Consider the following 19,679-nt stretch of genomic DNA (forward strand, 5'->3'; position numbering starts at 1 on the left):
TAAATTGGGTGTTATCCCTAAATTAGATTAATGGTCCGTTCGTCTAGGGGTTAGGACGCCAGGTTTTCATCCTGGTAACAGGGGTTCGATTCCCCTACGGACTACAAAAGGTTCTAGAAGGAATTTTTAAAAAAATTATAACAAGTTAGAAGAAGATGGCAAATCACAAGTCAGCATTAAAAAGAATCAGAAGAAACGAAGCAGTACGTCTTCGTAACAGATATCAGCATAAAACTACGCGTAATGCTATCAAAAAGTTGCGTGGTGAAGAGAACAAGAAAGATGCTGAAGCTTTGTTGCCTAGCATTGTTAGTATGATCGATAAATTGGCTAAGCGTAATATTATCCATAATAACAAAGCGGCTAACTTAAAAAGTAAATTAGCAAAGCACGTTGCTGCATTGTAAGATTTATATGATTTATTCAAAAAAGCCCTGATGCAATGCATCAGGGCTTTTTTTGTGCTCTATTTGTTTGGTTTTAGCTGCGCAGTCTTCGTCTCATTCTTATGAAGCCTATAACAAAACAGAGGTAGCTTACGATGATTAGCGTTAGATGAATTCTTTTTACTATCGGTGGAGTTGGTGTTTCTTGAATTGAATGAATGTATCTAATGACTTTGATTGGCAGGTAGCCTGCGTAAAAAATAATTAAGCCAGTGCTTAACCAGAACAAAAGGTTTTCCTTGGTTGGGAAAATTTTATCTATTGCAAAGAATTTTTTTAAGTACAATGTACAGGTGTAAATAAGAACTATGCCGCCAGCTAGATAGGAATATACCTGAGGGAGTCTACTAAAGTCATCAATAAAGGCGTTTATTAAACAGATGAACAAGAAGAAAATGGCCCCATATAGTATATTCTGCTTTTGTTTTGAATCGTCAATATAAAATCTAAAAATATAATAGAAGTAGAGATAAAATATCAGCATATAGATATTGTAAATCACCATGTTGTTGTTACGATAAGTGTTTGCAGAAATTAAACTGAATTCTTCGTAGTTGTTTATAAGGTAGCCAAGGAACTCATTTAACAAGGTGTAAAAGAATATTATAGGCAGGTATTTAAGTTTTGAATCAAAATACTTTGGGTACCTAAATAAAGCCAATCCCAATGTAATTACATACATTGGGATTAGCGAATTTTTCAAAAAGTAATCTAGATCTATCAAAAGATAAATATTAATTTAAAATACTGGCTATTAATCGCTTGAGTGCCCTTCGTTCTTTGTAGTGCTTTTAGGGGCAAAGTATGGCTTGGGAGCAGAGAACAGGTTAGGTAAAAATGAAGCTTCATTTTTGCTGTTCGGAGTCATTTGGTCTCCTTTGCCGTGCATGTCATTGAAGTTGTCCTTTAAGAGAACAATTCTGTCTCTTCCTTTTTTAGAATCGTCAATATAAAATATATGGTTGCCACCATCTCTTTTTACTGTAGGAGACATCATAACCGTATTTTGTCTTGGATGCTTTACCGGTTTGCCATCTTCAAATTTCTTTTCGTTGGCATAATTGGCAAAGTAAAAGCGTAAGGTGGTTAATTTTTCTCCAGAGAGTTCGGCTTCGTTTTCAATATAGGCCATGTATTTTTTAAGGTCTTCATATTCATAGGAGACATAGCGCGCTACTTTAAATTTTCCCGGGTTAGCGGTGTCATCATTGCCACTTTCGGTACTTTGTGATTTTTTGTCGTACTGCTGTTTAGGATCTTTGTTATTGTGGTCTATGGCATCTTCATAATCTTGAATAAGGTCTACGCGTCTATCTTTATAGTTCACGTATAGTTTGTGGGCCTTTTCAGGCATGATAATACCGTTGCTGTAAGCAGTGTCTACAGCAGTTTCACCAGGGCATTCCGGACAAGGTTTGCTATTTTTTTCAACACAACCGGTAACCATTAAAAAAAGAAATAATGTTGCGCAAGCCAGCGCTGGTTTTAACGAATTTTTCATGACATAAGTTTTTAAAGTTCTACTTGTTATACATGCAAAATTCGGGGGAAGAAAAATTTTTGCTCCATAAAGATATCCGAAAAAACGGATATTTCGGGTTTAGGCTACAGAATTCCGTAATTTTTGGGTGATTATATAGATGGAAAAATGTAGGGTTTTGGTTCTTCTTTGAAGATAGGTGTTAAGAATTTTGTCCATAAAAAAATCCTGAATTCCCATTTTTTAATTGGGAACCCAGGATTCTATTGTTTGATATTTCAGTAAATGAATCTGTGTTTATTGATTCATTGTAAGCAAAAATTCTTCGTTGTTTTTGGTCTGTTTAATACGTTGTTCAATAAATTCCATAGCTTCTACAGGATTCATATCTGCCAAGTATTTTCTTAAGATCCACATGCGCTGTATTGTACTTTCGTCCAACAACAAATCATCACGTCTGGTACTTGAAGAAGTAAGGTCTATTGCAGGGAAAATTCTTCTGTTAGAAATCTTACGGTCTAACTGAAGTTCCATGTTACCTGTTCCTTTGAATTCTTCAAAAATAACCTCGTCCATTTTTGAACCAGTCTCTGTTAGTGCGGTTGCTATGATAGAAAGTGATCCACCACCTTCTATATTTCTTGCAGCACCAAAGAATCTTTTAGGCTTATGAAGTGCATTGGCATCTACACCACCACTCAATACCTTACCGGATGCCGGTTGTACCGTGTTGTAGGCTCTGGCCAAACGGGTTATGGAGTCTAAAAGGATAACAACATCATGGCCACATTCTACCAAACGTTTTGCTTTTTCCAAAACAATATTGGCCACACGTACATGTTCCGTAGCTTCTTTATCAAAAGTAGAGGCTACAACTTCGCCACGTACGTTACGTTGCATGTCCGTTACCTCTTCAGGACGTTCGTCAATAAGTAATATAATTTGGTAAACCTCAGGGTGATTAGCGGCAATTGCGTTAGCAACAGCTTTTAATAACATGGTTTTACCCGTTTTTGGTTGGGATACGATCATACCTCTTTGTCCTTTTCCTATAGGAGAGAACAAATCAATAATTCTAGTAGAGATATTACTTTGCCTGTCGGCCAAGTTAAATTTTTCTTGAGGGAAAAGAGGAGTCAAATGCTCAAAGGACACACGGTCTCTAACGATTTGAGGGTCTATCCCGTTTATTTTGTTCACCTTGATCAGCGGAAAATACTTTTCGCCTTCCTTTGGAGGTCTTACGTTACCTAAAACGGTATCTCCTGTTTTAAGACCAAAAAGTCTAATCTGTGATTGTGATACATAAATATCATCTGGAGACGAAAGGTAATTGTAATCAGAAGAACGTAAGAAGCCATAACCATCTTGCATGATGTCCAAAACACCTTCACTTTCTATGATACTGTCAAACTCAAATTCTGGTTCTTTGTATCGATTTTTCAAGTCCTTATCAAAGTTACTCTTGTCGTAAGTAGACTTTTGGTGACGTTGATTTTTATTGTTGGAATTGTTGTTGCCGTTGGAAGTGTTCTGGTTTTTGTGTTGAGGGTTGTTCTTAGGTTCCCTTTTAACAGGTCTTGGGCGGGGTTTTTTTACTTCTGCTTGTGTTGGTGTAGATTCTTTGGTTTCCGGATTTTCCTTTGGAGCGGGAGCAGCGGTTTTAGTTTCGGGTTTCTTGGCTTCAGGAGCTATCCTAGGCTTACGCGCTCTTGGTTTTGGCTTAGGTTTAGGTTTTTCCTCAGTTTTTGGGGCGGTTACCTCTGCTACAACTTTGGGGTTGGCTGCTTGTACATCCAAGATTTGATAAACAAGGTCCAGCTTTTTTAAGGTTTTGAACTTTGGCACATTTAAGCCTTTGGCAATTTCCTGCAATTCAGGCAGTTTTTTTGCTTTTAAATCTGAAATTTCAAACATTAAGTATGATATAAATTATACGTCTCTAGTATTGATAAGAAGTGAATTGTTATCCGAGTATTACGAGGGAAAGATTTCCCAATAGGTAAGTGTAATAACTAATAATCTCACAATATTACGAATTATTTTGCTTGTGACACCGTTTTTTTTCAAAAAGACGTGTATTTTTGTGGAGCAAAATTGCGTTTAGAGAATGATTCAAAGAATACAGACGGTTTTTTTATTAGTAGTAGTTCTTGTTGCAGGGGTATTGCCGTTCTGGGTAAATTTGTGGTCAGATGCGGAGGGAAATGAAATTTTTGCAAAAAATGACGTTTTTATATCGGGAGCGTTTTATGTTTCCGCTTTGCTGGCGCTTATTGCCATTGTGCTGTTTAAAAATAGAAAAAATCAATTTGTGATGAACAGATTGAATATGATATTGAATCTTTTTTTACTAGGATTTTTCGTGTACAGGTCGCTAAATTTATCCGGAGAGATTTCGGTCTCGGAGAAGGGTATTGGGATGCTCATTCCTATTATTTCTATCGTTTTCTTGGTTCTTGCCAATAGAGCCATTAAGAAGGATGAGGATCTTGTAAAATCTGTTGATCGTTTGCGATAAACCTTACATCTTAGTAGTATTAGTGCGTAAAACCCGGAGTAGTTACCGGGTTTTTTTATGCTTTCCATTTAGTTGAAAAACCGTTCCGGTTTGTAAAGTATCACAAAAGTATCGCAGAATGCGAATTTAATGTGATAGACTTTTCATCTTTTCTTGAATTCTTCGTGATACCACCTTTCTATGTTTGTCCCAAGAAACAACGGAGCTATCGATAGTCGGTAACGAAACTGTTTCAAAAAACAATTAAACAATTTAAAAATTTTACGATTATGAAAAACAGAAAATTTTCTTTAGCACTAGTAGCTTTTGCCATGACAGCTTTTGTAGTTAGTTGTTCGGATGACGATGTAGAAACAGTAACAGTAACAGAAACGGTTACCGAAACAGAAACCGTTGAAGTAGATTCATCTATGCCAATTGGTGATTTAACAGTAACTAGAAGCGGAAACTTAACAGCAGAGAGTGGTACGCCTACCCAAGGTCTTGTAGAATTGGGAGCAGATACGGAAAGCACCAATTTTGTGCATTTTGATGATGACTTTATGACAGAATTGGGAACAGGTACAGTAGGTATCTTTTTCTCTACTTCAGAAACTTTTACTGCTGATCCTGCCAATGGAAACCCAGATTTAATGTTGATCGGCAACGTACAGGGTAATGGTGAAATGTACATTAAGTTAGATGCAGCTCCTGAGGATAAATATACTCACATTATTTTATGGTGTGCTACTGCAAACATTCCTTTTGGAAATGTACAATTGCAGTAATTAGAATTTTATGGCCTTTGGGAATAGAGACACATGATTCTGTTTTTCTATGTCTCCCAAAGGCTTTTTCTTTTTTGGGTGAAGCGAACAAATAGGTTAGCTCGCCCAAACAAATAAAACGGAGTTATGAAAAATAATAAATATATAGTTCTCTTGGTATTCTCCTTTTGTGCAGCTTATGTACAGGCGCAGAGTGGGTGGACAAGAGAAGCAAAGGGATTTTATGTTCAGGCTACTGCATCATATTTTTCCTCTAATGATTACTATACTACAGAAGGTAGACTGGCCGATCAGGGTAGTACGTTCAACAGTGGCGGACTTTTGATTTACGGTGAGTACGGTATTTCCGATAGGTTTACCGCTATATTGGATGTGCCATTGGTAAGATTGAATAGTTTTAGTACCACCGAAACCGTTGCTGGGGTAGGTAACATTCAATTGGCAATAAAATATAGACTGTTAAAGAGCTTTCCGTTATCGCTCCAAGTTGGGTTGGATATACCTAGTAATGATGGTGAGAATTTTGCGCGATCCAACACTGCGGATGACTTTGGCCAGTTTAACGAAATTAACCTTCCGCTTTCGGATGGGGAGTTTAATGTATGGACCACCTTAGCGGCATCTCATGGTTTTGCTAATGGAAAAACGTATGCTTCCGCCTTTACAAGCATCAATTTCAGAACGGAGTCTTTTAGCAATCAACTTCAGGTTGGAGCAGAAGTAGGGCACTTGTTTTTTGATAAGTTGTATCTAATAGGGAAGTTAAAAATTCAAGAACGGTTATCGTCCGAGAACAATGTTCAAAGCGGTTCTTTTCTATATGGTGAAGGAACTACGTTTACCAATTTTGGTTTAACGTCTATGTACAAGTTAACGAACCATTTGAATTTGGTAGCCAACTATTCCGATTATTCCGGTTTTTTGGTAGAGCGAAAGAATATATATGACGGGGGCACTTTTTCATTGGGCCTTTCTTTGGAATATTAGCTAGGGTAAAAAATTGGGGCGCCCAATGGTTTTGGTGCCCTATATTTTTACCTTTTTCCAATTTCTATTACTTCTAGATCCTTTATGTCATTTCCATCAATTACAAAACGAAGCATCGTTCTCATTTGGTGAAAACCGTGCTTTCCGCAGGCACCAGGATTCATATGTAGCACACCCAATTTTTTGTCCATCATTACTTTTAGGATATGTGAATGTCCGCAAATGAACAGTTTAGGTGGGTTTGCTTTAATAACATCGCGGGTTCTAATATTGTATTTGGGTGGGTATCCGCCAATGTGGGTCATATAAACTTCTACACCTTCACAGAAAAAACGACTATCTAATGGAAATTCTTTTTGAATAACATGGTCGTCTATGTTTCCGTAAACCGCTCTTAGGGGTTTAATTTTTTTTAAGGTATCGGTTACTTCTAAAGTGCCTATATCACCTGCATGCCATATTTCATCCGCTTGACGGGCATATTTTAAAATAGTATCATCCATATGCGAATGGGTGTCGGATAGCAATAGAATCTTGGTCATAAACGGATTTGAAATTAAATGATGGGTTGTGGCTCGGCTACTATTTTATAGTGCCTTGTTTCGTTTGTTCAAAGAAAAGTATCTTTGCTGCTCACAAAATTAAAGGTTTCGGTTGAGATATTTCGTTGAATTTTCATACTTGGGCAAGGATTACCATGGTTGGCAAAACCAACCTAACGCAATTTCTGTACAGGAAGTTCTGGAAAAGGCATTTTCTACTTTGTTACGGACTCCTCTGGCCTTGACCGGTGCGGGAAGGACAGATGCAGGTGTGCATGCCAAACAAATGTTCGCTCATTTTGAGGTTGACGAGATTAAAAACTTGGAGCAATTGGTTTATAGGTTGAATTCGCTTTTGCCCGAAGCTATTGCCGTTCATGATATTTTTGCCGTTCATGAAGATGCCCATGCCCGTTTTGACGCCCAAGAGCGTACCTATGAATATTGGGTGCTACAAAATAAAAATCCGTTTTTTATTGATTTTGCCCATTACGTAAAACACCCCTTGGATATAGGAGCTATGAACGATGCTGCTCAATTCCTTTTACAATTCAGTGATTTTGAATGTTTTTCCAAGACACACACAGACGTAAAGACCTATTTGTGCGATGTTAAAAAGGCGGTTTGGGAAATAAAAGACGATAAATTGGTGTTTACTATAACTGCAGATCGTTTTTTAAGAAATATGGTACGTGCCGTGGTTGGTACGTTACTGGATGTAGGCACGGGAAAAATAAAACCGGCCCATGTTAAATCAATCATAAATAGCAAGAACAGGGGCAATGCCGGCCCATCGGTACCGGCAAAAGGGCTATATTTGACCTCTGTTTTATACCCCAAAAAGATTACTGAAAAACATGGATAAAGATTCGGGAAAAGCATTTGACATGAGGCTGTTCAAACGGCTGTTAGCGCATACACGTCCGTATCGAGTTACTTTTTACGGGGTAGCCCTTGCGGCTATTCTGTTATCCGGATTTGCCGTGATGACCCCAATAATTGTTCAGAGAATTATTGATGATGCCATTAAATTGGGAGACGAAGACAAGCTGTTGTTTCTTACTATGGCTATGGCAGGTGTTCTTTTGGGGCAGGTTATTTGTCAGCTTTTGTTTAATTACTACGCCAACTGGTTAGGGGAATCTGTTATAAAGGATATCCGTATCAACCTATTTAAGCATATGCTGGGTTTCAGAATGAAATATTTTGATAATTCCTCATTGGGCGTGCTGGTAACACGGGCCGTTGCGGATATGCAGCGGATCGGTGAAATTTTTAGCCAAGGCTTTTTTGTTATTGTTGCGGATTTGTTGAAAATGTTCGTGGCTGCCGTGGTAATGCTTATAATGAACTGGCGGCTGGCTCTTATTGTTTTTGCCATTTTGCCGTTAATTCTTTATGCAACGCGTTTGTTTCAAAAGGCAATGAAAGTGGCGTTTGCGGAAGTTAGGGCCCAAGTGTCCAATCTCAATTCTTTTGTGCAGGAACGAATAACGGGCATGAAAATCGTGCAGTTGTTTACGCGAGAAAAAATTGAAAGCGAGAAATTCAGGGTCATTAATGAGAAGCACCAAAACGCTTGGTTAAAAACGGTTTGGTACAACTCCATCTTTTTCCCGATTGCAGAAATCGTTTCGTCAATTGCTGTGGGTTTAATTGTTTGGTACGGCGGACTCCAAAATGTATCCGACCTTTCTAAGGAAGAGCTGGGTACGTTATTTGCATTTATACTGTTAATCGATATGCTTTTTAGGCCCTTGCGCCAAATTGCGGATAAGTTCAATACGTTGCAAATGGGTATGGTAGCGGCTAACCGAGTTTTTAAAATTTTAGATACCCAAAGTAATATACAGGATGTGGGTACTGTGGTCAAAGAGAATGTAAAAGGAGATATAACCTTTAAGAATGTACGTTTTGGATATTTGGAAGATGAGGAAGTCTTGCATGGTATTTCATTTGAAGTAAAAGCAGGGGAGACGGTAGCAATTGTAGGAGCCACAGGTGCCGGAAAATCCACAATAATTAATTTATTGAATCGCTTCTATGAGATTAATTCAGGCTCTATTTTAGTTGATGGAGTGGATATTAAAGATTTCAGTTTGGCATCGCTTAGGTCTCAAATAGCAGTTGTTCTTCAAGATGTGTTTCTTTTTGCGGATACTATAGAGAACAATATATCCTTAAAGGACTCAAATGTTACTTTAGAGCTTATTGAAGAAGCTGCCAAACAGATTGGGGTAGATGAATTTATTACCAGTCTTCCGGATGGCTATAAGTATAATGTAAAGGAAAGGGGAACAATGCTTTCCAGTGGGCAACGCCAACTTATTGCATTTTTACGGGCCTATGTAAGTAACCCCAGTATTTTGGTTTTGGATGAGGCAACGTCTTCCGTAGACACTTATTCTGAGCAACTAATACAGAGGGCTACGGAGAAAATAACCGAAGGCAGAACCTCTATAATAATTGCACATCGTTTAGCTACGATTAAAAAAGCCGATACTATTATTGTAATGGATGCCGGTAAAATTGTTGAAACGGGAACCCACAAGCAGCTGTTGAAAAAAGGAGGATATTACAGTAACCTTTACGAGGCACAGTTTCTTTCGGAAGAAGTAGCTTAGTCTATTAAGTCTTCTTTTATTATTGCAGTCAGCTCGTCCATGCTGCCAAAATCAACAAATCTTCCGTTTTTTATATAAGATATATTTCCGGTCTCTTCACTTACAACAAGTGCCAAGGCATTTGTTTTTTCAGTAACCCCAACGGCGGCCCTATGTCTAAGTCCGTAGCGCAATGGAATATTACGTTCATTGGAAACCGGTAAAATTGCACGTGTAGCTACAATGTGGTTGTTTTCTATTATTGCGGCGCCATCATGTAGCGTGCTGTTCTTGTAAAAGATACTCTCAAGAATTGGTTTGTTCACTTCAATGAACATTTTATCGCCTGAGGATTTAATGAAATCCAAAGAGTTGTTTCGCTCCAGTACGATCAAAGCACCGGTTTTGGTAGAGCTCATTTTTTTGCAGGCAGCAACAATGGCGTCTACATCCATACTCACGGTTACGCCATCTTGCCTTAAAAATTTAAAATGCTTTATAAAGTTTCGCTTATTGGCAAAATTGGTAGAACCGATCATTAATAGGAACTTCCTTATCTCTTGCTGAAAAACTATGATTAGGGCAATAAGTCCCACTTGCATAAAGGCACCAACCAGACTGCTGATCATTTCCATGCCCAAGAGTTCGGTCAATTTCCAGAATCCCCAGACAATTACAATTCCAATAAAGATATTAATGGCAACAGAACCCCGTACCAACTTGTAAACATAGTACAAGAGTATGGCTACTAGAATAATGTCTAGTATATCAGTAATCTTAAATTCTAGAAAATTCAGAAAGTCCAATCCGGAGGTGTTTTTGTAAAATTAGTGAAATCCATACACTTTTAACAAGGCATTAATTCTTCTGCAAGTTTAACACATTCATACGCTTCTTTAACGTCATGAACCCTTAAAATATTGGCGCCGTTCATAATTGCGGCCATATTAAGGGCAGTGGTTCCGTTTAAAGCATTTTTTGCATCGGTTTTAAGTACTTTGTAAATCATGGATTTTCGGCTTAGGCCTATAAGCAATGGATGCTCAAGATTTTTGAAAAGCCCAAGTTTTTGTAAAACTTCATAATTCTGCTCCAAGGTTTTTGCAAACCCAAACCCAGGGTCTATAACAATGTCTACAATTCCCAAGGCCTTAGCGGCATTGATTCGTTCGGAGAAATAGGAAATTATATCAACTAGAAGGTCATTGTACGTGGTTTGCTGTTGCATGGTTTGGGGTGTGCCTTTCATGTGCATTATTATGTAGGGCACACGATGTTTAGCTACGGTCGGGAGCATTTGGTCGTCTAGCTTTCCGGCGGAAATATCATTTATCATGGCAGCTCCGGCATCAAGGCAGGCAGCGGCCACTTTACTTCTAAAGGTGTCAATGGACAGAATAATATCCGGGAAGTGCTTCAGTAACAGTTCTGTTAGGGGAAGCATACGTTTTATTTCCTCTTCTTCCGTAACATGTTCGGCACCCGGTCTGGAACTGTAACCGCCCACATCTATAAAGGTGGCACCATCATTCAGCATTTTCTCGGTCTGCTTTAAAATGGAGTCGTTGTTCCTGTATTTTCCGCCATCGTAAAACGAGTCTGGAGTACAGTTTAATATGCCCATCACTTTTGGGGTGGATAATTGGATGAGGCGGCCTTTGCAATTTAGTGTCATATATGATAAAGTTGAAGCGGTATTCCCTTGATTAACCAAGTTTAAAACACGAACTTTGAAAAATTCAAAATTTTGAGTGAAATTTACGCAAATTAGAAAGGATAGCCATGCAGAAGACTTCCGAACAATATGATGAGGTGATCAAAACCTGTAGAGACCTCTTTGAAAAGAAAATGAAGGATTACGGTAGTGCTTGGCGTATACTAAGACTTCCTTCGTTAACCGACCAGATTTTTATTAAGGCCCAGCGCATTAGGGGTCTTCAGGAAAACGAAGTTCATAAGGTGGATGAGGGCGAACGTTCTGAATTTATTGGGATTATCAACTATTCCATAATGGCGCTTGTTCAGTTGGAGAAAGGCGTGGCCGATCAACCAGACCTATCCGCAGAAGAGGCGGTGGCACTTTTTGATAAGCATGCTTTGGTTACTAAAACCCTAATGGAAAATAAGAACCATGACTACGGAGAGGCATGGCGAGACATGAGGGTAAGTTCTTTAACAGATCTTATTTTACAGAAACTTTTACGTGTAAAACAGATTGAGGATAATAAGGGTAAGACCTTAGTGAGCGAAGGTATAGATGCCAATTATCAGGATATGGTCAACTACGCAATTTTTGCAATGATTCATCTAGGTGTAAACTCTAAATCATAATATGAAATATCTTGTTGGCATTAGCCGAGTAATCGTAGGTATACTTTTTATTATCAGTGGTTTTATAAAATTGAACGATCCGGTTGGTTTTTCGTTCAAGCTAGAAGAATATTTTAGTCCGGGAGTTCTTGACCTTGCATTTTTTGAACCTCATGCACTTGCCATTTCTATTTTTGTCGTGATTTTTGAAGTGCTTTTGGGTGTGATGCTCTTAGTGGGTTTTAGGGTAAAATTTACCGTTTGGAGTCTGCTGCTCATGATTATAGGGTTTACATTTCTAACCTTTTACTCCGCTTATTTCAATAAGGTTACGGATTGCGGTTGTTTTGGAGATGCAATTAAACTAACGCCTTGGGAATCGTTTACGAAAGACATTATTCTTCTTGTGTTCATCATAATCCTTTTTAAGGGTAAGCAATATATAACACCAATAATTGGTGCCAATGCTAAAAGAATTGCTACGCTTGCCTCTTTGGTTTTGTGTATTGGATATTGTGTCTATGTGTTAAACCATCTACCGGTTATAGACTTTAGACCCTATAAGATTGGGGCGAATATTAACGAAGGAATGATTGTTCCGGATGATGCTCCAAAGCCTATTTATGATTATGCTTGGCGGTTTAAGGTGAATGGAGAGGATAAAATTATAGTAACCCAAGGAGATTATCCGCAGGTAGACGGAGAATTCATTGATGTTGAAACTACAGAAGTCCAAAAGGGATACGAGCCTCCTATTCATGATTTTACCATAGAGCAGGAAGGTGTGAACCTTGCGGATACCTTACTGCAAGAACCCAAGTTGGTCATGATTATAGCTTATGACCTTAGAAAAACCAATAAGGATGTATATTCCGAGGTGAAAAAAGTTACGAACAAGGCTATAAAGAAAGGATATAAGGTCATTGGTATGTCCGCCTCAAATAATGAGTTGACAGGCGCATTAAGAAAAGAATATAAATTGAATTTCGAATTCTATTTCACGGATGAAACCGCATTAAAAACAATAGTACGTTCCAACCCAGGGGCTTTGGTCTTGGAGAAAGGAACGATCAAACAAAAAGTACATTATAACGATTTGGATGAGTTGGTTTTTGAATAATTTCAGAAGTCGATGAAAATGAATCAACCCCATACAATAACACTAAACACTTAAAAAATGAGAAGCAAAATTGTTGCAGGAAACTGGAAAATGAATAAAAACTTGGCTGAAACTGAAGCATTGTTGACCGAATTAGGGGCTAAGTTACCGGATACGCAGGCCGAGGTTATGGTTGCGCCAACTTATGTAAACTTGGCATCTGCCGTAAGAACTTTAGAATCTTCGGCTATAGAGGTTATTGCCCAGAATATGCACTTTGCGGAAAGTGGTGCGTATACCGGAGAAATATCTGCAGACATGTTGTTGAGTATTGGTATTGATACCGCGATAATTGGACACTCGGAAAGAAGGGCTTACTTTGGAGAGACCGATGAAATATTGGCAAAAAAAGTAAAGGCTGCCTTGGCTAAGAACATTCGTGTTATGTTCTGTTTTGGAGAGGAGCTTGAAGATAGAAAATCCGATAACCACTTTAAAGTTGTTGAAAGTCAGTTGAAAAATGCACTTTTCTCTTTGGACGCATCGGATTGGAGTAAAATAGTTTTGGCCTATGAGCCGGTTTGGGCTATTGGAACAGGTGAAACGGCTTCACCGGAACAAGCACAGGAAATGCATGCCTTTATCCGCAAGGCCATTACGGAAGCTTATGATGCTTCTATAGCTAATAATGTTTCTATCCTTTATGGAGGTAGTGTAAAACCAGCTAATGCAGAAGAGATTTTTGGCAAGCCAGATGTAGACGGTGGTCTTATTGGTGGTGCGTCATTGGTGGCAGATGATTTTGTAGCCATTATAAAAGCAATCTAAATTTAGATCGGAACGTTACTTTAATAGCCCTTTCCCAGTGTGTGGAAAGGGTTGTTTATTTAACAAAGAAATGACCATATACTAAATAGCAAAGCCAAGGGAGTTTTGTAAGTTAACGAACGAAAAGCCGACTAAACATCGGTCAAAAAGTACTAGGATGTCCAACACTATATATATTGAGTATAATTTCTCCGTAACCCCAATGCAGCCTGGTTCGGATATTTTAATTGCCGAGTTAGGCGAGGTTGGTTTTGAGAGTTTTGTGGAAAATGAAGATGGAGTGTTGGCCTATATTCAGAAAGACGACTGGAACGAGAGTATTCTTGAAACGGTTGAAATTCTGGATAATGAGCTGTTTACCGTAAACTTTGCTGTAAAAGAGATTGAACAGGAAAACTGGAATGCCACTTGGGAAGAGAATTTTGAGGCAATTCAAGTAGCGGACCAATGTGTTGTTCGTGCTCCGTTTCATGAAAAGCCCAATGTGCAGTATGATATTGTTATTGAACCTAAAATGAGCTTTGGTACCGGACATCATGAAACCACTCATATGATGCTTCAGTTTATTTTGGAAAATGATTTTGAAGGAAAGGACGTTTTGGATATGGGTAGTGGTACCGGAGTTTTGGCCATACTGGCGGCAATGAAAAATGCCGGTCATGTAGATGCTATCGATATTGATAATTGGTGCTATTTGAACGCCAAGGAAAACGTAGAACGTAATAATTGTGGACATATTTCCGTTTTTGAAGGTGATTCTTCGCTTTTAGGTAAACAGAAATATGATATCATTCTAGCGAATATCAATAGAAATATTTTGCTGGCGGATATACCGGTGTACGCTGAAAACTTAAGGGAAAACGGAATCCTATTCTTAAGCGGTTTCTATGAAGAAGATATTCCCTTAATTTCGGAACAGTGCCTGAAGTCAGGGTTAAAGTTTGAAAAAAATCTGCAAAAAAATAATTGGGTTGCAGTAAAATACGTATTTTAGAAGGGTATACTATTTTAAATTGATTGTATGAGTTTCAAAGAAAAAGTATCGGAAGAGCTACTATTAGAGGAAGAAGTAGTAAAACAAAATGAAATTGTTGTTTTTAATGATGATGTAAATACTTTTGACCATGTTATAGAAACTTTGGTTGATGTATGTGATCATACACCTGTGCAAGCGGAGCAATGCTCCCTTATTGTACATTACAATGGTAAGTGTACCGTAAAGACAGGTGAGTACAAAGATTTAGAACCTAGATGTAGCAAATTGCTACAGGCGGGTCTAAGTGCGGAAATCGTCTAGGATTTCTATAGGTTTTAGTGTGGAAGTTTGTTTCTAAGCACGCCATAGGCAAATGTGCCAAGCGTGGCGGCCGCTATAACAATGAGCATACTAAAGAACCCAGCTCCTAAGAGTATATACATAGGGCCCGGGCATGCACCCGCTAGCGCCCATCCTAATCCAAATATGGTACCGCCCAATATATAACGGGTAAAACTTTTATCTTTAGGGGGAAGATTTATTTCTTTCCCCTCTATACTTTTTACACGGAATTTTTTAATTGCCCACACGGAAATAGCTCCTAGTACCACGGCCGAGCCGATGATTCCATACATATGAAATGATTGAAACTTGAACATTTCAAATATTCGGTACCAAGAAACAGCTTCTGATTTAACCAATACAATGCCAAAAAATATACCAACAAGTAAGAATTTTAGAAACTTCATGCCTTAAAAAATTAGGGGTAATAGAAAGTGTGTCATAATAAGTCCTCCTGCAAAAAAGCCGATAACGGCAATTAAAGAAGGTAGTTGAAGGTTGCTTAAGCCGGTAATGGCGTGCCCAGAAGTACAGCCACCGGCATAACGGGTCCCAAAACCAACTAGAAAGCCACCTACTATTAAAACAGCCAGGCCTTTTAAAGTCAATACGTGGTTCCAATCATAGATTTCGGCCGGTAGCAAGGAAGTGCCGGCATTTTCAAAACCCAGTTCTTTTAGGTCCAATACGGTTTGTGGGTTAAGTTCTATAGCAGAACCATCCGATAGAAAGTTAACGGCAATAAAACCACCTATAATAGCACCAAGAACTACGGTAAGATTCCACTTTTGGGCCTTCCAATCAAACTTAAAGAAGTCGGAATATTTGCCGGCACCACCAATACTACAAAAGGTTCTTAGGTTGGAAGACATGCCAAAAGTCTTTCCAAAATAGATAAGGAAAACCATTACTAAGGTGATTAACGGGCCCGAAACGTACCATGGCCAGGGTTGAAGTATGCTATCCATATTAAAAATTTGTACAAATGTAAAGCTAAAGTGTTTAGGGCAATGTAATAGATGTTACATTATGCAGATTTGCAGAGATCTTGAATTTATTATAGTTTGTTGCAAAAATAAAACCCCTAGAAACGGGTGTTTCTAGGGGTTTCGAAGTGATCCTGACAAGATTCGAACTTGTAACCTTCTGATTCGTAGTCAGATGCGCTATCCAGTTGCGCCACAGGACCAATAAAATAACTTTGATTAGGTTTCCTCTTAGTAGAAGAAAAAAGAAACTGAATATTGCCAGCTTTTTACCTAACGGGGTGCAAATATATTTCTTTTTACATTTACGGCAAAATATAAGTTACTTATTAAATGAATTTAAAAACCTTTATTAGGGATATTGACAACTTTCCGCAAGAAGGAGTTGTCTTTAAAGACATAACTCCCTTGCTGGCAAATGCCCGGGCCATGCAATATACATTGGATAAACTCTTAGAGTTAGTAGGTGATGTTGCTATAGATAAAGTGGTAGGAATGGAAAGTCGTGGTTTTTTCTTTGCACCGCTATTGGCTCAAAAGCTTAATGCCGGGTTTGTTCCTGTGCGAAAGCCTAACAAACTTCCAGCTGCAAAAACCAGTCAGACCTACGATTTAGAGTATGGTACTGATACACTGGAGATTCACAGTGATGCAATTCTACCTGGAGAAAAAATATTGGTACATGATGATGTATTGGCCACTGGCGGGACGGCAAAAGCCACCTGTAATTTAATTGAGCGTTTGGGCGGTGAAATAGTCCAATGTAATTTTTTAATTGAACTGGATTTTTTAAGTGGAAGACAAAAGCTAGGTGATATTCCTGCTCAGGCACTTTTGCATTACTAGTCCAATGCCCGGGTTGTAACAAAATAACGCCAACCAATTAAAGCCATCTGCAATTTTGAAGCCTTTGAAAGGTCCAGTCTTCTTTTGGTAAAAGAGGGGAGTAGTACTTGGTTTGCTTTGGCAAGAAATTTAAAAAACGCTTTTTTCATCTGTTAGTTTATCTCATCTACTAACTTATTGAAAATAAAGTAAAAGACCGCCATATGGCGGTCTTTTATTATATAGGCCTATATGATTTAACTTACGCTACTATCGTGATCAGCGATACTAGAATTAATAATAGAAGTTTAGCAAGTGTAATCATAATTAGGGGTTTTTAGGGTTAATAGATAGCTGGTAATAATCGATTATCCAATCAAGATAATTAAAAGAAATGCGCATTTCCTAATGAATTGATACGAATTATTCAATTTGAATGCGGTTTTATAAGCGTATAAATGAATTAAGTTTATAATTTGAAAATTTATTCTTCGGTAATGTTGTAAATTGAAATTTAAATGAGCTTAAAATGTTCTAAAGTGTAATGTGTGAAGGGGTATTTTTAGAGCTGTTTTATTTTTTAAGCATAGTTTTGGTTAAGAATTGATGTTTTTTGGGTAAAACCATTTTTGGGCAGTAAGTTGTTTTACAGTAAATGATGCTTGGCTGGCCCGGAAAGAAAGCTATCAATAAGTTAAAATGTTCATATATCTTTGTTACATAATACCCTGAAACCAGTACATGCAAAATCTTCTTTTTATTTTTCTAGGCCTAGCACTTTTAATTTCCGGAGGTAACTGGCTTTTAAAATCGGCTGTGGCACTTTCATTACGATTGAATATTCCAAAAATTGTTATAGGTATGACGGTGGTGTCCTTTGCTACCTCCGCTCCTGAGCTTATTGTTAGTATTAAAGCTGCTCTTGATGGTTTCCCGGATTTGGCATTAGGCAATGTAGTAGGGTCCAATATAGCCAACTTAGGACTGGTATTGGCGGTAACCGTACTTATGGGAAGTATAGATGTGCGTAAGACATTTTACACAACAGATTGGCCTGTTATGATGGTTGCGTCATTGCTTTTTTTCGGGTTTATATTTTTTGATGGAGAATTACAGCAGTATGAGGGAATAATTATGGTTTTAGGTTTATTTCTGTTCTTGGTGTATTTGCTCCGTTTTCAAAAGCAGGCCGTTGAGGATGAAGCGCCCGAAGATGATGAACCTTTGCCTTTATATAAATTGGTACTGTTTTTAGGACTTGGAGGTACAGCGCTTTGGGGCGGCTCAGAACTGCTTATTAGCGGGGCTGTAGGTTTGGCTACACTATACGGTGTTAGTGAGCGTGTAATTGCAGTAACGGTTGTTTCTGTTGGTACAAGTATACCGGAATTGGCCGCATCTGTAATCGCAGTTATTAAAAAAGAAAAAGCAATCTCCTTAGGTAACCTTCTTGGGTCCAATATTTTTAATCTTCTAGCGGTATTGGGAATCACTTCTATAATCACCCCTATTAAAGTGGTAGATGAAGGGTTGTTGAGTAATGATATTTTTTGGATGCTGGGTATTTCTTTTCTTATCCTTCCTTTGGTGTTCATTCCTAGAGGTTTGCGTTTGGGATGGCGAGACGGGTTGGTTTTGTTAGCTTGCTATATCACCTTTGTTTGTATTACGGTTTCATAAGTCTCTTTTCTGCTTATTTACAATTTCCTAAAGATTTCTATAGCTAATCGTATAGATATGGTAACCTAAATTAACCCTTGGCTAATATGTGTTTTGTTGTTTTAGTGTCAACTTAAAAACCACTAAAATGAAAAAAATGAAATTGTTGTCAATGGCCGGATTATGCTTTTTATCCCTATTTACTTCTTGCGATAAGTTAGATGATTTTGTCGGAGGAGGAGCTCAGGACAAGGAGCGTAAAGAGCCATTGGTAATAGCGCACAGGGGCGCACAGTCTATTTACCCTGAACATACCTTAAAGGCTTACGCAAAAGCTATTGAAATGGGGGCGGACTATATAGAGCCAGACTTGGTTATGACCAAGGATAGCGTTTTAATTGCAAGACACGAACCTTTTATCTCGGGTACCACCAATGTTGCAGATTTACCGGAGTTTGCTGATTTAAAAACTACCAAAAACCTAGATGGAAAGGAAATAACGGATTGGTTTGTGTCCGATTTTACTTTGGAGCAAATCAAAAAATTAAAGGCCAAGCAGGCACGTTCCGACCGTTCTAATAGTTTTGATGGTATGTTCCAGATTCCAACTTTGGACGAAATCATCTCCTTGGCAAAATCAAGAAAAACTACAAAAGGAGAAAAAGTAGGGATATATCCAGAAATGAAGCATCCGTACTTTCACAATCAATTGGGGCTTGCTATTGAAGATGCTTTGTTAGAGAAATTGTCCGAAGCAAAATTAAATTCTTACCATTCGCCTGTATTTGTACAGTGTTTTGAGGTGGCTCCTTTGCAGTACATCAACTCAAAATCAGATGTAAAGTTGGTTCAACTTATATCAACCTATAATGTAAATGCAGATGGTACGTTAGATTTTAATGTTCCTGAGGGCGATTTTATTTCGTATGCCGCTCCTTTTGATTTTTATGCCAATGGTGATGCTAGAACTTATGAGTATTTCTCTACGGAAGAAGGTATGCGCTTTGCTTCTGAATATGCAGATGGTATAGGACCATGGAAACCTTTTGTAATTTCCTTTTCGAGGGATGAGAGTGGGGCGATTACTGTTCTGCCAAAAACCGATTTTATTGATTTGGCCCATAAGTATGATTTAGATGTACACCCTTATACCTTTAGAAACGAAGATGAGAAGTGGAGCAACGGTAATGCCCAAGCTGAATATCACTTGTTCTTTGATGCCGGTGTAGATGGTGTTTTTACGGATTATACGGATGAGGCCGTAAATGCAGTGCGTACTTGGGAAAGACTTAAGGAGGATTAAATTCT

At 38.3% G+C, this 19,679-nt stretch carries 22 protein-coding genes and 2 tRNA genes; 15 read left to right on the forward strand and 9 right to left on the reverse strand.

Annotated features, from left to right (window positions below; all coding sequences use genetic code 11):
* The first annotated feature begins 32 nt into the window (after nt 1–32).
* A tRNA-Glu gene (locus tag SJY45_RS17905) sits at nt 33–104 on the forward strand.
* A gap of 51 nt (nt 105–155) precedes the next feature.
* A complete protein-coding gene (gene rpsT, locus SJY45_RS17910; RefSeq protein ID WP_215441368.1) occupies nt 156–407 on the forward strand; it encodes a 30S ribosomal protein S20 in 252 nt (83 codons plus the stop codon).
* Nucleotides 408–1,200: 793 nt separating this feature from the next.
* On the opposite strand, the gene SJY45_RS17915 is transcribed toward rpsT, so the two are convergent.
* Both SJY45_RS17915 and rho read right to left on the reverse strand, forming a co-directional pair.
* Entirely contained in the window at nt 1,201–1,947 is a 747-nt protein-coding gene (locus SJY45_RS17915) for a hypothetical protein (protein ID WP_400072504.1), read from the reverse strand.
* Nucleotides 1,948–2,223: 276 nt separating this feature from the next.
* Nucleotides 2,224–3,843: a transcription termination factor Rho gene (gene rho, locus SJY45_RS17920; RefSeq protein ID WP_400072506.1), complete on the reverse strand. Its 1,620-nt coding sequence runs from the start codon at nt 3,841–3,843 to the stop codon at nt 2,224–2,226.
* A gap of 193 nt (nt 3,844–4,036) precedes the next feature.
* On the opposite strand from rho, the gene SJY45_RS17925 reads away from it, so the two are divergent.
* The 3 genes from SJY45_RS17925 (at nt 4,037) to SJY45_RS17935 (ending at nt 6,201) form a co-directional block, all read left to right on the forward strand.
* Nucleotides 4,037–4,447 carry a DUF4293 domain-containing protein gene (locus SJY45_RS17925; protein WP_215441371.1) on the forward strand — a complete coding sequence of 137 codons (411 nt, stop codon included), beginning with the start codon at nt 4,037–4,039 and terminating at the stop codon, nt 4,445–4,447.
* A 269-nt stretch (nt 4,448–4,716) separates the two neighbouring features.
* Nucleotides 4,717–5,214: a hypothetical protein gene (locus SJY45_RS17930; protein ID WP_400072509.1), complete on the forward strand. Its 498-nt coding sequence runs from the start codon at nt 4,717–4,719 to the stop codon at nt 5,212–5,214.
* 126 nt (nt 5,215–5,340) lie between these two features.
* Complete coding sequence (locus tag SJY45_RS17935; protein ID WP_215912594.1) at nt 5,341–6,201, forward strand: hypothetical protein; 861 nt, start codon at nt 5,341–5,343, stop codon at nt 6,199–6,201.
* Between the two features lie 47 nt (nt 6,202–6,248).
* On the opposite strand, the gene SJY45_RS17940 is transcribed toward SJY45_RS17935, so the two are convergent.
* Complete coding sequence (locus tag SJY45_RS17940; protein WP_215441374.1) at nt 6,249–6,743, reverse strand: metallophosphoesterase; 495 nt, start codon at nt 6,741–6,743, stop codon at nt 6,249–6,251.
* A 112-nt stretch (nt 6,744–6,855) separates the two neighbouring features.
* Here SJY45_RS17940 and truA point away from each other — a divergent pair, with 112 nt between their 5' ends.
* Both truA and SJY45_RS17950 read left to right on the forward strand, forming a co-directional pair.
* Entirely contained in the window at nt 6,856–7,608 is a 753-nt protein-coding gene (gene truA / locus SJY45_RS17945; protein ID WP_400072511.1) for a tRNA pseudouridine(38-40) synthase TruA, read from the forward strand.
* A complete protein-coding gene (locus SJY45_RS17950) occupies nt 7,601–9,367 on the forward strand; it encodes an ABC transporter ATP-binding protein (protein WP_215441377.1) in 1,767 nt (588 codons plus the stop codon). The genes truA and SJY45_RS17950 overlap by 8 nt, the downstream gene beginning before the upstream one ends.
* Here SJY45_RS17950 and SJY45_RS17955 read toward each other — a convergent pair.
* Nucleotides 9,364–10,152: a diadenylate cyclase gene (locus SJY45_RS17955; RefSeq protein ID WP_400072514.1), complete on the reverse strand. Its 789-nt coding sequence runs from the start codon at nt 10,150–10,152 to the stop codon at nt 9,364–9,366. The genes SJY45_RS17950 and SJY45_RS17955 overlap by 4 nt on opposite strands.
* 41 nt (nt 10,153–10,193) lie before the next feature.
* Nucleotides 10,194–11,021: a dihydropteroate synthase gene (gene folP / locus SJY45_RS17960; RefSeq protein ID WP_400072516.1), complete on the reverse strand. Its 828-nt coding sequence runs from the start codon at nt 11,019–11,021 to the stop codon at nt 10,194–10,196.
* A 107-nt stretch (nt 11,022–11,128) separates the two neighbouring features.
* Between folP and SJY45_RS17965 the strand changes: the two genes are divergently transcribed.
* From SJY45_RS17965 to SJY45_RS17985, 5 genes are all read left to right on the forward strand, one after another.
* The gene (locus SJY45_RS17965) at nt 11,129–11,677 is read left to right on the forward strand and encodes a DUF1599 domain-containing protein (protein WP_400072518.1); all 549 of its coding nucleotides are present in this window, start codon (nt 11,129–11,131) and stop codon (nt 11,675–11,677) included.
* A gap of 1 nt (nt 11,678) precedes the next feature.
* Nucleotides 11,679–12,776 carry a BT_3928 family protein gene (locus tag SJY45_RS17970; RefSeq protein WP_400072520.1) on the forward strand — a complete coding sequence of 366 codons (1,098 nt, stop codon included), beginning with the start codon at nt 11,679–11,681 and terminating at the stop codon, nt 12,774–12,776.
* Nucleotides 12,777–12,833: 57 nt separating this feature from the next.
* Nucleotides 12,834–13,583 (forward strand): triose-phosphate isomerase, encoded by a 750-nt coding sequence (gene tpiA / locus SJY45_RS17975; protein ID WP_215441382.1) that lies wholly within the window; start codon nt 12,834–12,836, stop codon nt 13,581–13,583.
* A gap of 157 nt (nt 13,584–13,740) precedes the next feature.
* A complete protein-coding gene (prmA, locus tag SJY45_RS17980) occupies nt 13,741–14,577 on the forward strand; it encodes a 50S ribosomal protein L11 methyltransferase (RefSeq protein ID WP_215441383.1) in 837 nt (278 codons plus the stop codon).
* Between the two features lie 27 nt (nt 14,578–14,604).
* Nucleotides 14,605–14,880, forward strand: coding sequence for an ATP-dependent Clp protease adaptor ClpS (locus SJY45_RS17985; protein WP_215441384.1), 276 nt, complete (start codon nt 14,605–14,607; stop codon nt 14,878–14,880).
* Nucleotides 14,881–14,894: 14 nt separating this feature from the next.
* Here SJY45_RS17985 and SJY45_RS17990 read toward each other — a convergent pair whose 3' ends face one another.
* The 3 genes from SJY45_RS17990 to SJY45_RS18000 all read right to left on the reverse strand — a co-directional run bounded on the left by SJY45_RS17990 (nt 14,895) and on the right by SJY45_RS18000 (nt 16,090).
* Nucleotides 14,895–15,308: a DUF6691 family protein gene (locus tag SJY45_RS17990; RefSeq protein ID WP_289041457.1), complete on the reverse strand. Its 414-nt coding sequence runs from the start codon at nt 15,306–15,308 to the stop codon at nt 14,895–14,897.
* Between the two features lie 3 nt (nt 15,309–15,311).
* Nucleotides 15,312–15,869: a YeeE/YedE family protein gene (locus SJY45_RS17995; RefSeq protein ID WP_303407604.1), complete on the reverse strand. Its 558-nt coding sequence runs from the start codon at nt 15,867–15,869 to the stop codon at nt 15,312–15,314.
* A gap of 147 nt (nt 15,870–16,016) precedes the next feature.
* Nucleotides 16,017–16,090: transfer RNA gene (locus SJY45_RS18000), tRNA-Arg, on the reverse strand.
* 130 nt (nt 16,091–16,220) lie between these two features.
* Between SJY45_RS18000 and SJY45_RS18005 the strand changes: the two genes are divergently transcribed.
* The gene (locus SJY45_RS18005) at nt 16,221–16,733 is read left to right on the forward strand and encodes an adenine phosphoribosyltransferase (RefSeq protein WP_289041452.1); all 513 of its coding nucleotides are present in this window, start codon (nt 16,221–16,223) and stop codon (nt 16,731–16,733) included.
* On the opposite strand, the gene SJY45_RS18010 is transcribed toward SJY45_RS18005, so the two are convergent.
* Nucleotides 16,730–16,882 carry an SsrA-binding protein gene (locus tag SJY45_RS18010; RefSeq protein ID WP_289041451.1) on the reverse strand — a complete coding sequence of 51 codons (153 nt, stop codon included), beginning with the start codon at nt 16,880–16,882 and terminating at the stop codon, nt 16,730–16,732. The genes SJY45_RS18005 and SJY45_RS18010 overlap by 4 nt on opposite strands.
* Before the next feature lie 571 nt (nt 16,883–17,453).
* Here SJY45_RS18010 and SJY45_RS18015 point away from each other — a divergent pair.
* Together SJY45_RS18015 and SJY45_RS18020 are read left to right on the forward strand one after the other, a co-directional pair.
* Nucleotides 17,454–18,392: a calcium/sodium antiporter gene (locus tag SJY45_RS18015; RefSeq protein ID WP_400072524.1), complete on the forward strand. Its 939-nt coding sequence runs from the start codon at nt 17,454–17,456 to the stop codon at nt 18,390–18,392.
* A gap of 127 nt (nt 18,393–18,519) precedes the next feature.
* Nucleotides 18,520–19,674 (forward strand): glycerophosphodiester phosphodiesterase, encoded by a 1,155-nt coding sequence (locus SJY45_RS18020; protein ID WP_400072526.1) that lies wholly within the window; start codon nt 18,520–18,522, stop codon nt 19,672–19,674.
* The last annotated feature ends 5 nt before the right edge of the window (nt 19,675–19,679 follow it).

The organism is Zobellia russellii (assembly GCF_044597075.1).
GTDB classification, from domain to species: domain Bacteria; phylum Bacteroidota; class Bacteroidia; order Flavobacteriales; family Flavobacteriaceae; genus Zobellia; species Zobellia russellii.

Excerpts from the sequence above, each read along its gene's own strand:
- SJY45_RS18015 (WP_400072524.1), top strand. The coding sequence starts at position 17,454 with ATGCAAAATCTTCTTTTTATTTTTCTAGGCCTAGCACTTTTAATTTCC.
- rho (WP_400072506.1), bottom strand. The coding sequence starts at position 3,843 with ATGTTTGAAATTTCAGATTTAAAAGCAAAAAAACTGCCTGAATTGCAG.
- SJY45_RS17995 (WP_303407604.1), bottom strand. The coding sequence starts at position 15,869 with ATGGATAGCATACTTCAACCCTGGCCATGGTACGTTTCGGGCCCGTTA.
- SJY45_RS17990 (WP_289041457.1), bottom strand. The coding sequence starts at position 15,308 with ATGAAGTTTCTAAAATTCTTACTTGTTGGTATATTTTTTGGCATTGTA.
- prmA (WP_215441383.1), top strand. The coding sequence starts at position 13,741 with ATGTCCAACACTATATATATTGAGTATAATTTCTCCGTAACCCCAATG.
- SJY45_RS18010 (WP_289041451.1), bottom strand. The coding sequence starts at position 16,882 with ATGAAAAAAGCGTTTTTTAAATTTCTTGCCAAAGCAAACCAAGTACTA.
- SJY45_RS17925 (WP_215441371.1), top strand. The coding sequence starts at position 4,037 with ATGATTCAAAGAATACAGACGGTTTTTTTATTAGTAGTAGTTCTTGTT.
- folP (WP_400072516.1), bottom strand. The coding sequence starts at position 11,021 with ATGACACTAAATTGCAAAGGCCGCCTCATCCAATTATCCACCCCAAAA.
- SJY45_RS18020 (WP_400072526.1), top strand. The coding sequence starts at position 18,520 with ATGAAAAAAATGAAATTGTTGTCAATGGCCGGATTATGCTTTTTATCC.
- SJY45_RS17930 (WP_400072509.1), top strand. The coding sequence starts at position 4,717 with ATGAAAAACAGAAAATTTTCTTTAGCACTAGTAGCTTTTGCCATGACA.
- SJY45_RS17915 (WP_400072504.1), bottom strand. The coding sequence starts at position 1,947 with ATGAAAAATTCGTTAAAACCAGCGCTGGCTTGCGCAACATTATTTCTT.
- SJY45_RS18005 (WP_289041452.1), top strand. The coding sequence starts at position 16,221 with ATGAATTTAAAAACCTTTATTAGGGATATTGACAACTTTCCGCAAGAA.
- SJY45_RS17970 (WP_400072520.1), top strand. The coding sequence starts at position 11,679 with ATGAAATATCTTGTTGGCATTAGCCGAGTAATCGTAGGTATACTTTTT.
- SJY45_RS17935 (WP_215912594.1), top strand. The coding sequence starts at position 5,341 with ATGAAAAATAATAAATATATAGTTCTCTTGGTATTCTCCTTTTGTGCA.
- rpsT (WP_215441368.1), top strand. The coding sequence starts at position 156 with ATGGCAAATCACAAGTCAGCATTAAAAAGAATCAGAAGAAACGAAGCA.
- SJY45_RS17950 (WP_215441377.1), top strand. The coding sequence starts at position 7,601 with ATGGATAAAGATTCGGGAAAAGCATTTGACATGAGGCTGTTCAAACGG.
- SJY45_RS17965 (WP_400072518.1), top strand. The coding sequence starts at position 11,129 with ATGCAGAAGACTTCCGAACAATATGATGAGGTGATCAAAACCTGTAGA.
- tpiA (WP_215441382.1), top strand. The coding sequence starts at position 12,834 with ATGAGAAGCAAAATTGTTGCAGGAAACTGGAAAATGAATAAAAACTTG.
- SJY45_RS17940 (WP_215441374.1), bottom strand. The coding sequence starts at position 6,743 with ATGACCAAGATTCTATTGCTATCCGACACCCATTCGCATATGGATGAT.
- SJY45_RS17985 (WP_215441384.1), top strand. The coding sequence starts at position 14,605 with ATGAGTTTCAAAGAAAAAGTATCGGAAGAGCTACTATTAGAGGAAGAA.